The organism is Pseudoalteromonas sp. AS84 (genome assembly GCF_038900255.1).
Taxonomy (GTDB): Bacteria; Pseudomonadota; Gammaproteobacteria; order Enterobacterales; family Alteromonadaceae; genus Pseudoalteromonas.
The window spans coordinates 80,034-93,686 of record NZ_JBBMQY010000018.1 but is presented as its reverse complement, the minus strand read 5'-3'; the positions used below and the strand labels follow the sequence as shown (position 1 = coordinate 93,686).

Here is a 13,653-nt window from a genome sequence, read left to right as displayed (position 1 = left end):
CCGTCTCAGTGGGGTCGCATTATAGGGAGATCCGAAAACAGATCAACCCTTTTTTGAAGAAAACTTGAAATAATGTGCTGTTCGCTGAGTATTTGAGCTAAACGCTCAAAAACACAACTAAACTACCAATGTTAATAGGTTCTTATAGCTATTTGAAATGAAAATTATGATAACTACTAACAGGTAGAGATATATTTCGATCACCTATGTGGAAAAACTAACCAATAGAGTAAGAGTCGTATTGCTATAAATCATTTAAATTAATCAAAAGCGGATAATTGGATTGATCAGGCTATATTTAATAATAGTTTTACATATTTAAGAAGGAAGTTTGCATGGGCCATAATAGTTAACTTTACTATGAGGTTCTTAGTACCGGTATATAGATAAGAGAGACCACGTTATATTTTCTAATCAGATCTATAAGTAAAAAGTTCGTTAGGCTTGCTTTAATTGTAGCTCAATTCGCAACGGTATTATTAATAGCTGTAAATCACATATATAGTGGAAATGATCTTTGACTAGAATCTGATAGGCTATTTTGAATGAATGGTAAGTGAAGAGTAATTGGGTAGAGCTATTAAAGCAGCTGTCAAAACAACTTATCAATTCAGTATGTACTCACAATAGAAGGTAATTACTGGTTCATATAGTTTGACAAATTTTAGACAAGAAAAAGCCGAGCATAAGCTCGGCTTTTAGGTTTCTTTAAGACTTACTCTGCAGACTGTGCGTCTTCTTGAACTGCTTCGCTAGTCGCTGGGCGACCAACTAGTTCAATATAAGCCATTGGTGCATTATCACCAGTACGGAAGCCACACTTAAGAATACGAGTGTAACCACCTGGACGATCCGCGTTACGTGGACCGATTTCACTGAATAACTTACCAACAACTTCATTATCACGCGTGCGAGCAAACGCTAAACGGCGATTTGCTACACTGTCAGTCTTAGCCAGTGTGATTAAAGGTTCAATTACACGACGTAACTCTTTCGCTTTAGGCAAAGTAGTTTTGATGATTTCATGTTTCACCAAAGAACCTGCCATATTGCTAAACATCGCTTTACGATGGCTACTGTTACGGTTTAATTGACGACCACTCTTACGATGGCGCATGACCCTATCCTTCTAACTAAACTAATATAGTGATTTAGATTATTCAGCTAAACTTGCAGGTGGCCAATTTTCTAGGCGCATGCCCAGAGAAAGTCCACGTGAAGCTAGCACGTCTTTAATTTCAGTTAGAGACTTCTTACCTAAATTAGGCGTTTTAAGAAGCTCAACTTCAGTGCGCTGAACTAAATCACCGATATATTGAATTTGCTCGGCTTTCAAACAATTTGCTGAGCGTACTGTTAATTCAAGATCATCAACTGGACGAAGTAGAATAGGATCGAATTCTGGCTTCTCTTCTTTCTCTTCTGGCTCAGTTACATCACGTAAATCTACGAATGCATCTAATTGCTCAGCTAAGATAGTAGACGCACGGCGGATCGCTTCTTCTGGATCTAAAGTGCCGTTTGTTTCCATATCAATGATTAACTTGTCTAAATCTGTACGTTGCTCAACTCGAGCTGATTCAACCGAGTACGCAATACGTTCAACTGGGCTAAATGATGCATCAAGCAACAATCTACCAATTGGACGCTCATCGTCATCAGAGGATAAACGACTAGATGCCGGCACATAACCACGACCGCGTTCAACACGAATACGCATGCTGATCTCGCTGTTATTTGTAGTTAAATTACAAATAACGTGATCTGGATTAGCAATTGTTACATCGCCATCGTGCTGAATATCAGCCGCAGTAACAGGGCCTACACCAGATTTAGTCAGGGTCAGAAAAACTTCATCTTTGCCTTCTAACGTTACTGCTAAACCCTTAAGGTTTAATAGTATTTCAATGATGTCTTCTTGAACGCCTTCTTTCGCGCTGTACTCATGTAAAACACCGTCGATTTCAACTTCAGTTACTGCACATCCAGGCATAGATGAAAGTAATATACGGCGTAAAGCATTACCCAGAGTATGACCAAAGCCACGCTCTAATGGTTCTAAAACTATTTTAGAACGCGTTGGGTTGATAGCGTCGATGTCGACTAACCTTGGTTTTAGAAATTCTGTAACAGAACCCTGCATGTTATCCTCTCTTAACTCTTAACTTTACTTAGAGTAAAGTTCGACGATTAGTTGTTCATTAATGTCCGCAGACAAATCTGAACGCTCAGGTAGGCGCTTGAAGCTGCCTTCCAGTTTCTTACCGTCAACTTCAACCCAAGTCGGCTTTTCACGTTGCTCAGCCAACTCTAGAGCAGCGATGATACGTGCTTGTGTCTTAGACTTCTCACGGATTACAACAGTATCTTCTGGAGTAATTACGTATGAAGGAATGTTCACAACACGACCATTAACTAGAATCGCTTTATGGCTTACTAACTGGCGTGCTTCAGCACGTGTGCTAGCAAAACCCATGCGATATACAACATTGTCTAAACGTTGCTCTAAAAGCTGTAACAAGTTTTCACCTGTGTTGCCTTTAAGGCGAGCAGCTTCTTTGTAGTAGTTACGGAATTGCTTTTCTAATACACCGTAGATACGACGTACTTTTTGCTTTTCACGTAATTGTAAACCGTAATCAGATAAGCGACCTTTACGAGCGCCGTGCTGACCAGGTGCAGTCTCAAGTTTACACTTAGAGTCGATAGCTCTTACGCCGCTCTTAAGGAACAGGTCAGTACCTTCACGACGACTCAGCTTGAGCTTAGGGCCCAAATATCTTGCCATGTTATTTCTCCTAACCTATTGTTAAACGCGACGTTTCTTCGGTGGACGACAACCATTATGTGGTATTGGCGTCACGTCAGTTATGTTGGTAATACGGTAACCAGCAGCATTCAAAGCACGTACAGCAGATTCACGACCTGGACCTGGACCTTTGATGAAAACTTCTAGATTTTTTAAACCGTATTCTTGAGCAGCAGTACCTGCACGCTCTGCAGCAACTTGAGCAGCAAATGGTGTAGATTTACGTGAACCACGGAAACCTGAACCACCGGCAGTAGCCCATGATAGTGCATTACCTTGACGGTCGGTAATCGTTACAATAGTGTTGTTGAAAGACGCATGAACATGAGCCATACCATCAGCAACTTGTTTTTTAACCTTTTTACGACGAATTGGTGTCTTAGCCATAATACTATCCCCTTATCGCTTAATAGGCTTACGAGGACCCTTGCGGGTGCGCGCGTTAGTCTTAGTTCTTTGACCACGTAGTGGTAAAGAGCGACGGTGACGTAGGCCACGATAACAACCAAGGTCCATAAGGCGCTTGATATTTAAAGTAACTTCACGACGAAGATCACCTTCAACAGTGTACTTGCCAACTGCATCACGCAGTACGTCAAGAATTTCGTCTGAAAGTTCACCGATTTTTGTGGTTTCGGCGATACCAGTCGCTACTAAGATAGCCTTAGAGCGAGTCTTACCTATGCCATAAATAGCTGTTAAACCAATAACTGCATGTTTATGATCAGGGACGTTAATGCCAGCAATACGGGCCACTAACACATCTCCTATATTCGAATTTGGTAATCATCTGTTTGAAAAGCCCGTAAGGATACTCAAACGAAGACCAAATTACTACTAAAAACACAGGCCGAGAAAACTCAGCCTGCACGCTGTTTACTTAACCTTGCCTTTGCTTATGCTTAGGCTCACTGCAAATTACGCGTACTACACCAGCACGTTTAATAACTTTACAGTTACGGCATATTTTCTTAACGGAAGCACGTACTTTCATTGCTCAACTCCGTAAACTGACCTTATCGACCGTAGCCTTTAAGGTTCGCTTTTTTCAGCACAGAATCATACTGATGAGACATCAGGTGAGTCTGTACTTGTGCCATAAAGTCCATGATCACTACAACGATAATCAAAACTGATGTACCGCCGAAGTAGAATGGCGTTTGCCACGCCATCGTCATGAATTCAGGCACCAGACAGATAAAGGTTATATACAAAGCACCTGCCAATGTCAGGCGTGTCATCACTTTATCAATGTATTTAGATGTCTGCTCACCTGGACGAATACCTGGGATAAATGCGCCAGATTTCTTAAGGTTATCTGCAGTTTCACGTGGGTTAAACACCAACGCTGTATAGAAAAAGCAGAAGAAGATAATAGCCGCAGCTAAAACAAGCGAGTACAACGGTTGACCTGGGGTCAACGTAGTAGCAACAGCTTGTAATACATCAGCGACTGGACCTTCACCTTGGCCGAACCAGCTGGCAATTGTACCAGGGAACAGAATTATACTGCTAGCGAAGATTGGTGGAATAACACCCGCCATATTTACTTTTAGTGGTAAATGCGTGCTTTGGGCAGCAAATACTTGACGACCTTGTTGGCGTTTCGCGTAGTTAACAACAATACGACGTTGCCCACGTTCGAAAAACACTACAAGATAAGTAACAGCGAATACGATTACCGCAACCATCAACAGTACAAAAACATTCAAATCACCTTGGCGCGCCATTTCGACTGTCGAACCAATAGCAGACGGCAAGTTAGCTACAATACCAACAAATATTAGAACAGAGATACCGTTACCGATACCGCGCTCTGTTATTTGTTCACCCAACCACATAAGGAACATAGTACCAGTAACTAAACTCACCACTGCGGTGAAATAGAAACCCATACCAGGGTTAACAACTAACCCCTCCATCATGCCCGGTAAGCTAGAAGCAATACCGATTGATTGAATAGTAGCTAGCACAAGCGTGCCATAGCGTGTGTACTGGCTAATTTTTTTACGCCCTTGCTCACCTTCTTTCTTAAGCTCTATAAACGGAGGATACATATGCGTTAATAGTTGCGTAATAATCGAAGCCGAGATATACGGCATAATACCCAGTGCTAACACTGAAGCTCGCTCAAGAGCACCACCACTGAACATGTTGAACATCTCAACAATGGTGCCCTTTTGTTGCTCGAAGAAATCGGCAAGTACAGCGGCGTCAATCCCAGGGATCGGCACAAATGAACCTAGACGGTAAATTATGATAGCACCCAATACGAAGAGTAATCGGCGCTTCAATTCCGAAAGTCCACCTTGTGCACTTTGTGTATCTTGACCTGGTTTAGCCATTAGTACTTCCTTAGTCTTCTACCTTGCCTCCGGCAGCTTCAATAGCTTCGCGAGCACCTTTAGAGGCTTTAAGGCCTTTAACGGTAACAGCGCGTGAAACTTCGCCAGATTTAACAACTTTAACGAAAAGAACGTTCTTTTTAACTAGACCAGCTGCTTGTAACGCGCTTAGGTCTACCACATCGCCTTCAACTTTAGCGATTTCAAAAAGGTTTATTTCTGCAGATACTAAAGATTTGCGAGAAGTAAAACCAAATTTAGGTAGACGACGTTGCATAGGCATTTGACCGCCTTCAAAACCAACGCGTACTTTGCCGCCAGAACGTGATTTTTGACCTTTGTGACCACGACCGCCAGTCTTACCTAGACCAGAACCGATACCACGACCAACACGTTTTGGAGCAGTTTTTGAACCTGCAGCAGGTGAAAGTGTATTCAAATGCATCGAATTAACCCTCTACCTTAACCATGTAAGAAACCTTGTTTATCATACCACGTACACATGCTGTGTCTTCTAACTCAACAGTGTGGTTGATACGACGTAAACCAAGACCGCGTAATGTAGCTTTATGTTTCGGTAAACGACCGATAGAGCTTTTTACTTGTGTTACTTTTACAGTTTGATTTGCCATGGTTACCCCAGTATTTCGTCTACGCGAAGGCCACGTTTTGCAGCGATTGACTGTGGAGAATTCATATTCTCAAGAGCCGAAATCGTTGCACGTACCACGTTGATTGGGTTAGTAGAACCGTAACATTTAGAAAGTACGTTCTGCACACCAGTCACTTCAAGTACTGCACGCATAGCACCACCTGCAATGATACCAGTACCTTCAGATGCTGGTTTCATGAACACTAGTGAGCCAGCATGACGTCCCTTAACAGGATGCTGTAATGTGTTGCCATTTAGGTCTACGTTGATCATGTTACGACGTGCTTTTTCCATTGCTTTTTGAATAGCAGCTGGAACTTCACGTGCTTTACCATAACCAAAACCTACTTTACCTGCGCCATCACCAACTACAGTTAGTGCAGTAAAGCTAAAGATACGACCACCTTTAACTACTTTAGACACACGGTTCACCGCGATTAGCTTTTCAGCTAGATCAGGCTGTTGTTGCTTTGCTTCTACGTTAGCCATAGTCTACTCCTAGAATTGCAAACCGGCTTCACGCGCAGCATCAGCTAGCGCCTTCACACGGCCGTGATATTTAAAGCCACTGCGATCAAAAGCAATCTTTTCGATGCCTTTGTCAGCCGCACGTTCAGCAACCGCTTTGCCAACTGCTTGCGCAGCTTCAACGTTACCGGTGCCTTTAACTGTTTCGCTAATAGCCTTTTCAACAGTAGAAGCAGCAGCCAGCACATTACCCTCAGCATTTACAACTTGAGCGTAGATGTGACGTGGCGTGCGGTGGATAACAAGACGCGTTGTGCCTTGTTCAATATAATTTCTACGAGTGCGTTTAGCACGACGTAGACGAGCTGTTTTTTTATCCATCGTCTTACCTTACTTCTTCTTAGCCTCTTTACGGCGTACATTCTCATCTGAATAACGAACACCCTTACCTTTATAAGGCTCAGGTTTACGGTATGCACGAATGTTAGCAGCTGTTTGACCAACTAACTGCTTGTCTACGCCCTTAACTAGAACTTCTGTTTGGCTTGGAGTTTCAATCGTAATTCCTTCAGGAACTGCGAAATTAACTGGGTGTGAGAAGCCAAGAGTTAAATCTAATGTTTTACCCTTAGCTGCAGCACGGTAACCCACGCCTACTAACTGAAGTTTCTTCTCGTAACCTTCATGCGTACCAACAACCATGTTGTTGATTAGAGCGCGAGCAGTACCTGCTTGAGCCCATGCATTAGCTACGCCATCACGAGGTAAAGTAGTAATAACGTTGTCATTAACTTGTACTTCAACAGCGTTGTTGATAGTACGAGTAAGTTCACCGTTTTTGCCTTTAACTGTGATTTCCTGGCCTTTTAATGTAACTTCTACACCGGCAGGAACAGTAATTGGTGCCTTTGCTATGCGAGACATAGTTCCCCTCCGATTAAGCTACAAAACCAATGATTTCACCACCAACACCAGCACTACGTGCTGTGCGGTCTGTCATTAGGCCTTTAGAAGTTGATACGATAGCGATACCAAGACCACCCATTACCTTAGGTAATTGGTCACGTTTCTTATAGATACGTAGACCAGGGCGACTTACACGCTGGATATTTTCAATTACAGCTTTGCCTTCGAAGTACTTCAACTCGATAGAAAGCTCAGGTTTAGTTTCACCGTTAACGGCGAAATCTACGATATAACCTTCGTCTTTTAGTACTTTAGCTAATGCTACTTTCAGCTTTGAAGTTGGCATCGTTACAGATACTTTCTTCGCTGATTGACCGTTACGAATTCGTGTAAACAAATCCGCGATAGGATCTTGCAAGCTCATAGTCTTACTCCCATGATTCTATTACCAGCTAGCCTTTTTAAGGCCAGGAATTTCACCGCGCATAGCTGCTTCGCGAACTTTAATACGGCTCATGCCGAATTTGCGAAGGAAACCATGTGGGCGGCCCGTAATGTTACAACGATTACGTTGACGTGCAGGGCTAGAATCACGAGGTAAAGCTTGTAGCTTAAGTACCGCGTCCCAACGATCATCTTCAGATGTATTAACATCACTGATGATAGCTTTTAGTGCTGCGCGCTTTTCAGCGAACTGAGCAACTAGTTTTGTGCGCTTTGCTTCGCGCGCTTTCATAGAATTCTTTGCCATAACCCTACCCTTATTTCTTAAATGGGAAGTTAAACGCTTCTAACAACGCACGGCCTTCCTCATCAGATTTCGCAGAAGTAGTGATAGTAATATCCATACCGCGTACACGGTCTACTTTATCGTAATCGATTTCTGGGAAGATGATTTGTTCACGTACGCCCATGCTGTAGTTGCCACGTCCATCAAAAGACTTAGCACTTACGCCACGGAAGTCACGAATACGTGGGATAGCGATTGATACCAAACGCTCAAAAAAGTCCCACATACGCTCGCCGCGTAGGGTTACTTTACAACCAATCGGGTAACCTTCACGCACTTTGAAGCCAGCAACAGATTTGCGTGCTTTAGTGATTAGAGGTTTCTGACCAGAGATTGCTGCTAGATCCGCTACTGCGTTATCTAAAATCTTCTTGTCAGCTAGGGCTTCGCCCACGCCCATATTCAATGTGATCTTTTCGATCTGAGGGACTTGCATGACAGAGCTGAAACCAAACTTCTCTTGAAGTTCAGCAACTACTTTGTCTTTATATACTTCATGCAGTTTCGCCATCATTCTACTCCAACTATTAGATAGTTTTACCAGTAGATTTAAAGATACGTAATTTCTTACCATCTTCAATCTTGAAACCTACACGATCAGCTTTACTCGTTTCCGAGTTGAAGATCGCAACGTTTGATGCATCCATAGATGCTTCTTTCTCAACAATGCCGCCAGCTTGGTTCAATTGTGGAACCGGCTTTTGGTGTTTCTTGATCAAGTTTATGCCTTCGACAAAGATTCGACCAGATTCAGTAACAACTGAAAGCACTTTTCCGCGCTTACCTTTGTCTTTACCTGCTAGTACGATTACTTCGTCATCACGACGTATTTTTGCTGCCATGATTGGCTCCTTACAGTACTTCTGGGGCTAGTGAAACGATTTTCATGAACTTATCATTACGAAGTTCGCGAGTCACAGGGCCGAAAATACGTGTACCAATTGGCTGCAAGTTATCATTTAAGATAACAGCCGCGTTGCTGTCAAAACGGATCAGAGAACCATCTGGACGGCGAACACCTTTTCTGGTACGCACAACTACCGCGTTTTTAACATCACCTTTCTTCACTTTACCGCGAGGAATAGCTTCTTTTACAGAAACTTTAATGATGTCGCCAATCGCTGCGTAGCGACGGTGTGAACCACCAAGGACTTTTATACACTGCACTTTGCGAGCGCCGCTGTTATCAGCAACTTCCAGCTGAGTTTGCATTTGGATCATGTTAATGACCTCCGGTGTAGTAATTACAACGTGTCTAAAATTCGTTTAAAAATCAGACATTTCGATTAAATCCCAATCAAAAAACAAACGAGTTGTCTCTTAAGGGCGGGCAATTGTACCAGCATTGAGGGGGTAGTGATAGGTTATTTTTTAATTAATTTAGAGCGTACGGTTATTAAAGTTGAGTAATTACGGCTATGTAGCTATTTTACAGGTGGTTACAAAACAAACAAGGCACTATATAAGTGCCTTGTTTGTTTTAACTATAGATGATTAACCGAATAAACCTTTTAATTTATCTTTAATCTTATCCTTTGCTTTGTCTTTGGCTTTTTCTTTTGCCTCATCGACTTTTTGTTTTGCTTCATCTTTAAGCGCATTACCCACATCAAGCTTTATACCAACATCGTGGAAAGGCCCTTTTATACGTAGTGGTATTTTAAAACCAGTACTGTCATCAGTGGTTCCCTGTCCTTCGATTGATCCAACTATGCCTGTAACCAAACGGTAGTTAACCGCTGTTTGCGGTAAATCAACATCGCCTTCACCTGATATTCTTATGAGTGGGCTAATAAGTGATAAATCAGTATTTTTACCAACACCATTAGTAAAATTAAAACTACCAGTTAGTGCAGAGAAATCTGTTTGCTCAGATTCTTCAAATCCGGTATCCAGCCCTTCAGACGCTGCACCAAAGTTTCCTGAAATGAGTTCCTTACCTTTACGAACCATCTCAGCTATATTCGCACCTTTTACAGCCCCATCAGCAAACTCAAATCCAAGCTTTCCGTTAAGCGCACCAATAAACGACTTTTGACTTTGGCCAGTTGTGTTTAGGTTCCAATTTAAAGAACCCTTACCCATTAGCTTGTCAAAACCTGCCGCATCAGTTAATAAAGGCTGTGCATCTATACCAGCTAAGTCAAAGTTAGTTGATATTTTATAAGGCACTTGTTGTGCGTTTACATTGATAACCCCTTTACCTGACCCTTCATAAGCAGAAAAGCTATCTAAGCTTAGTTTTGCAACGCTATTTTTTAAAGCAACAGTAAATTGATTTGCGCCCAACTTAATATCGTTAGCTTTTAATCCACTTGAACGAATAACTACATTCGCATCTAGTGAATTTAACGCACTTAGATCAATTTTAGTGTCATCCCATACTATTGGCTCTGCAGGTTTATCATTTTGCTCTACTGGCTCTTCTTGCTTTGCTACTGCTTCAGGTAGATACGGATTTAAATCAAGCATACCTAAATCAATATCAGCATTTACAGTTAAACGCTTACCTAGGTTAAGCTCGCTCTTACCTTTTATTTCCAATGCATCTAACGTCGCAACTAAATCTTCTAAATTAAATTTCTCACCTGCTAGGTGCATTTTACCGTTTACACTAAATGCGTTAAAAGCATTATCTTTAGCGTCTAACTCTACACCTTGCCATTTCGCAATACGTTTAACAGACTCACCACTTAGTGCTAACTGACCTTTAATATCTTGGCCTTGCCCAGCGATGCTCCCTTCGAACGTTAAATCAACTAAACGAGAATCTAAGGTTTGTTTAACATTAAAAGTAGCACCTTCAATTGCTTTAGCAGGAGTATCTAATTTTATATCAAGCTCAAAACGCTCCTGCATATAAGTAATACCCCCTTTTACTTCTAATGTTTTACGAAGTGATGGAAGTAAAATAGCGAGTTCTAAATCACTAATTTGTTGCTTAGCACCTGTTAGACCATCTAGATAAGTAAATGTGCCGCCATAAATAGCAACCTCACCTAACTCAATATCAAAGTTATCTGGAAGCTTTATCGCTTCACCTGATTGGCTTTGCTCTTTAGGTTGCTCTGCAACTGCATCAAATAACTGCCAATTAGCTTTACCATTTTTGTCAGTTTCTAATAGGATATTTGGTTCGTTTATCACAAACTTATCTAATTTAAACTCACCACCAAATAATGAAAACCAAGGTATGTGTACAGCAAGCTGTTTCATACTCGCCATATCGGCGCGCGAACCTGATTCCATATTTGCAAAATGCACGTCGTTAAGTTCTAACTTTAATGCAGGGAATACGCTAAGTGTTTTATCACCTTTAATAGTAAGAGTGCGCCCAGTTGTTTGTTCTACCTGCTGCGACACTTTATTAAAAATAGTATCAGTAGGGATTAAAAACGGTGCGGCAACAATTAGTGCTATACATAATAAAAGTATTACACCTACAATTTTAAGTAAGGTTTTCATGATCGTCCTTTCAAACGTGCAAATAATGTTCTTATCATAGCGAGTGTTAGCCTTAAAATCATTGTAGTTGATGTAAAAAAGCCACTAAAACTACTTTACCTGTTCTATATGAATCTTTCCTGAAACATTTTGATACCTTTAGGTTACAAATAAGTATTGACCCGATGATACCCCAAGGTTATATTGATACCCAAAGGTTACAAAAAATAAAATACTATCACAGGATGAATACTATGAAACAACAGGATATTAAAACTGAAGAACAATTTATGGGTCAAAACATATGGATTAGTTTAAGCGCAGGGATAGTTTGTTTACTTCTCTGTGTTTACTCACTAATAAAACAAGATCAACATATTGGAGGGCTTTTAACTGTTGGAATGGGCGTTTTTTTTTATGTAGTTATAGTGATTATTTACCTCATTAAAGGGGGCTTTCCGTTAAAAATGTATTTTCAATACGCTTATAAAGATGAGTTTCTAAACACCATTGATACTAATGCCTATAAACATTTAAGTTTTGCATTTGTATTTTGCCTTCTTGGAGTTTTTTATAAAGGTAATGAAATAGCTAGCGAGGTCTCGCATGCAACTATGGCAATATTCTACCTAGGTATCATGCTCTTGGTATATGGCGCTTCATTGCTTTGGCAAAATCGTGATTAGGAGAGGAAATGCAAAATAACATAGCAAAGTATCGAAAAGAAGCCAGGCTTTCACAGCAAGAACTTGCTGATGCTATTAACGTGTCGCGCAAAACAATAAGTACCGTAGAAACAAACCGGTTTACGCCGTCGGTAATAATTGCTCTAAAAATAGCAAAGCATTTTAATACCTCAGTCGAAAGTCTCTTTGTACTGGATGAAAATGATTGATACATGTTAAAGCATTAGTCTCATTTTATTAGCAAAAATACTGATTTAGTCACTTCAATTGCAACGTATGGAGGACAGCGCTGTTGTTATTAGCGTAATTGCGCTAAAATAGACCAGCAAAAAAATATATATCTAAACCGGAGATTCTACAAGGCATGAAAAAACTGCTAATTTCACCGTCAAAAATGACGCTAGGCGAACAAGAAAATCAAATCTATCAGAACATTCTGAAGCAATCTTCAGAGTTAAGCCTTAACCTTATGGCCGTGAAAGTAGAAAACCACCCTGATGATTTTTTACCTTGGTGTTACGAATTGCTAAGTGCAAGCAGAGATCGTATGAACTACGATTTACTAGAGCCACAGCAGTTACCAGTACTTAAGAAGCTACACGATCAGCTTATTTCAGCTATCAGCTTTTTACAGGTTAAAACTTTACGTATTGCTCCGTGGCCTGTTGTAAGTGTATTTGTAGAACAACACAAAGATGTTATTGCACTTGATGAACAGCTTCGTTTGGTAGACTACATCAAAAGCATTCGTGAACAGTCTCTTAAAGATATGATTCCTGAAGACTTACTTGCGTTTAGCGGTAAGCACATGGCATCACTTGATCCAAGCACATACAACTTTGACGTTGAATGGTTTGCATCTACAAAAAGTGCAAAGAGCTTCCATCAAATGCTTGGTGATTTACCAGGTGCTTTTGACGATGCACTAGTGAATATTCCACTTGAAGGTGATATTACTCAATACGAATATCAACAATTTGTTGCTGCTTATTCAAAAATATTCACCGACAACAACGAAAAACCAACACTTGCGCCTGCAACACGACTGCTTGCAATGCGTCGCCCTGATTTATTTACTCCGATTACAAATAATCGATTAGATGCATTATGTGGTGCCCTTGGTGTTTCTAAACTTAAAAATAGTGATTTTGAGCGTTACTGGCAAGATATCGTAAAAGGTATTCAAGCTATGTCATGGTACAAAATGGCTAAACCTAGTAATGAGTTAGAAGAACAATTGGTTGCTATTAAAGCATTAATTCCATGTTTCTTTCACTACGCTGATGCTAAAACACCAGATAACTCTAACTACATTAAACTGCTAACCAAGCCTAAACGTACTACAACTACTACAGGTAAAACTCAGCGTAGAGGTAAAGAGTCTGCAGAAATATTAGTAGACCGTGCACTTGCTGCTGACGATATTCCTGAGCATATTCGCAGTAAACGTGATTCAATTGTGAGTGAAGTACAAAAAGGTCGCAGCGTAAACGAAACAATTAGCCTTATGCGCACTATATTCGGTTAAAATCTTCTAATTTAGCCGTACTTTT

General features: G+C 40.9%; 21 protein-coding genes. 3 read left to right on the top strand and 18 right to left on the bottom strand.

Annotated features, from left to right (window positions below; translation table 11 throughout):
• Positions 1-715: 715 nt before the first annotated feature.
• From rplQ to WNY79_RS16375, 18 genes are all read right to left on the bottom strand, one after another.
• Positions 716-1,117 carry a 50S ribosomal protein L17 gene (gene rplQ, locus WNY79_RS16460; RefSeq protein ID WP_002959450.1) on the bottom strand — a complete coding sequence of 134 codons (402 nt, stop codon included), beginning with the start codon at positions 1,115-1,117 and terminating at the stop codon, positions 716-718.
• Positions 1,118-1,156: 39 nt separating this feature from the next.
• A complete protein-coding gene (rpoA, locus tag WNY79_RS16455) occupies positions 1,157-2,143 on the bottom strand; it encodes a DNA-directed RNA polymerase subunit alpha (protein ID WP_002959452.1) in 987 nt (328 codons plus the stop codon).
• A 24-nt stretch (positions 2,144-2,167) separates the two neighbouring features.
• Positions 2,168-2,788 carry a 30S ribosomal protein S4 gene (gene rpsD, locus WNY79_RS16450; RefSeq protein WP_002959461.1) on the bottom strand — a complete coding sequence of 207 codons (621 nt, stop codon included), beginning with the start codon at positions 2,786-2,788 and terminating at the stop codon, positions 2,168-2,170.
• Between the two features lie 21 nt (positions 2,789-2,809).
• A complete protein-coding gene (rpsK, locus tag WNY79_RS16445; protein ID WP_002959471.1) occupies positions 2,810-3,196 on the bottom strand; it encodes a 30S ribosomal protein S11 in 387 nt (128 codons plus the stop codon).
• A gap of 12 nt (positions 3,197-3,208) precedes the next feature.
• The gene (gene rpsM / locus WNY79_RS16440; RefSeq protein WP_007584664.1) at positions 3,209-3,565 is read right to left on the bottom strand and encodes a 30S ribosomal protein S13; all 357 of its coding nucleotides are present in this window, start codon (positions 3,563-3,565) and stop codon (positions 3,209-3,211) included.
• A gap of 124 nt (positions 3,566-3,689) precedes the next feature.
• Positions 3,690-3,803 carry a 50S ribosomal protein L36 gene (rpmJ, locus tag WNY79_RS16435; RefSeq protein WP_002959476.1) on the bottom strand — a complete coding sequence of 38 codons (114 nt, stop codon included), beginning with the start codon at positions 3,801-3,803 and terminating at the stop codon, positions 3,690-3,692.
• A 22-nt stretch (positions 3,804-3,825) separates the two neighbouring features.
• Complete coding sequence (gene secY, locus WNY79_RS16430) at positions 3,826-5,154, bottom strand: preprotein translocase subunit SecY (protein ID WP_024599499.1); 1,329 nt, start codon at positions 5,152-5,154, stop codon at positions 3,826-3,828.
• Positions 5,155-5,164: 10 nt separating this feature from the next.
• Complete coding sequence (rplO, locus tag WNY79_RS16425) at positions 5,165-5,599, bottom strand: 50S ribosomal protein L15 (RefSeq protein ID WP_002959480.1); 435 nt, start codon at positions 5,597-5,599, stop codon at positions 5,165-5,167.
• A gap of 4 nt (positions 5,600-5,603) precedes the next feature.
• The gene (gene rpmD / locus WNY79_RS16420) at positions 5,604-5,786 is read right to left on the bottom strand and encodes a 50S ribosomal protein L30 (protein WP_002959482.1); all 183 of its coding nucleotides are present in this window, start codon (positions 5,784-5,786) and stop codon (positions 5,604-5,606) included.
• Between the two features lie 2 nt (positions 5,787-5,788).
• The gene (gene rpsE / locus WNY79_RS16415) at positions 5,789-6,295 is read right to left on the bottom strand and encodes a 30S ribosomal protein S5 (RefSeq protein WP_002959485.1); all 507 of its coding nucleotides are present in this window, start codon (positions 6,293-6,295) and stop codon (positions 5,789-5,791) included.
• A 9-nt stretch (positions 6,296-6,304) separates the two neighbouring features.
• Complete coding sequence (gene rplR / locus WNY79_RS16410; RefSeq protein ID WP_002959486.1) at positions 6,305-6,655, bottom strand: 50S ribosomal protein L18; 351 nt, start codon at positions 6,653-6,655, stop codon at positions 6,305-6,307.
• 9 nt (positions 6,656-6,664) lie between these two features.
• A complete protein-coding gene (gene rplF / locus WNY79_RS16405; protein ID WP_002959488.1) occupies positions 6,665-7,198 on the bottom strand; it encodes a 50S ribosomal protein L6 in 534 nt (177 codons plus the stop codon).
• 13 nt (positions 7,199-7,211) lie between these two features.
• Positions 7,212-7,604, bottom strand: a complete 393-nt coding sequence (gene rpsH, locus WNY79_RS16400) for a 30S ribosomal protein S8 (RefSeq protein ID WP_007584660.1) — start codon at positions 7,602-7,604, stop codon at positions 7,212-7,214.
• A gap of 21 nt (positions 7,605-7,625) precedes the next feature.
• The gene (rpsN, locus tag WNY79_RS16395; protein ID WP_010554914.1) at positions 7,626-7,931 is read right to left on the bottom strand and encodes a 30S ribosomal protein S14; all 306 of its coding nucleotides are present in this window, start codon (positions 7,929-7,931) and stop codon (positions 7,626-7,628) included.
• A gap of 10 nt (positions 7,932-7,941) precedes the next feature.
• Positions 7,942-8,481 (bottom strand): 50S ribosomal protein L5, encoded by a 540-nt coding sequence (gene rplE, locus WNY79_RS16390; protein WP_010554915.1) that lies wholly within the window; start codon positions 8,479-8,481, stop codon positions 7,942-7,944.
• A gap of 16 nt (positions 8,482-8,497) precedes the next feature.
• Positions 8,498-8,812, bottom strand: a complete 315-nt coding sequence (rplX, locus tag WNY79_RS16385) for a 50S ribosomal protein L24 (protein ID WP_002959496.1) — start codon at positions 8,810-8,812, stop codon at positions 8,498-8,500.
• Between the two features lie 10 nt (positions 8,813-8,822).
• A complete protein-coding gene (gene rplN / locus WNY79_RS16380; RefSeq protein WP_002959498.1) occupies positions 8,823-9,191 on the bottom strand; it encodes a 50S ribosomal protein L14 in 369 nt (122 codons plus the stop codon).
• Positions 9,192-9,464: 273 nt separating this feature from the next.
• Positions 9,465-11,435 carry an AsmA family protein gene (locus WNY79_RS16375; protein WP_170072840.1) on the bottom strand — a complete coding sequence of 657 codons (1,971 nt, stop codon included), beginning with the start codon at positions 11,433-11,435 and terminating at the stop codon, positions 9,465-9,467.
• A gap of 233 nt (positions 11,436-11,668) precedes the next feature.
• Between WNY79_RS16375 and WNY79_RS16370 the strand changes: the two genes are divergently transcribed.
• The 3 genes from WNY79_RS16370 (at position 11,669) to WNY79_RS16360 (ending at position 13,628) form a co-directional block, all read left to right on the top strand.
• Positions 11,669-12,100: a hypothetical protein gene (locus WNY79_RS16370; protein ID WP_197184287.1), complete on the top strand. Its 432-nt coding sequence runs from the start codon at positions 11,669-11,671 to the stop codon at positions 12,098-12,100.
• Positions 12,101-12,108: 8 nt separating this feature from the next.
• Positions 12,109-12,309, top strand: a complete 201-nt coding sequence (locus WNY79_RS16365; protein ID WP_024599496.1) for a helix-turn-helix transcriptional regulator — start codon at positions 12,109-12,111, stop codon at positions 12,307-12,309.
• 155 nt (positions 12,310-12,464) lie between these two features.
• Positions 12,465-13,628, top strand: coding sequence for a hypothetical protein (locus tag WNY79_RS16360; protein ID WP_024591362.1), 1,164 nt, complete (start codon positions 12,465-12,467; stop codon positions 13,626-13,628).
• Positions 13,629-13,653 lie beyond the last annotated feature (25 nt).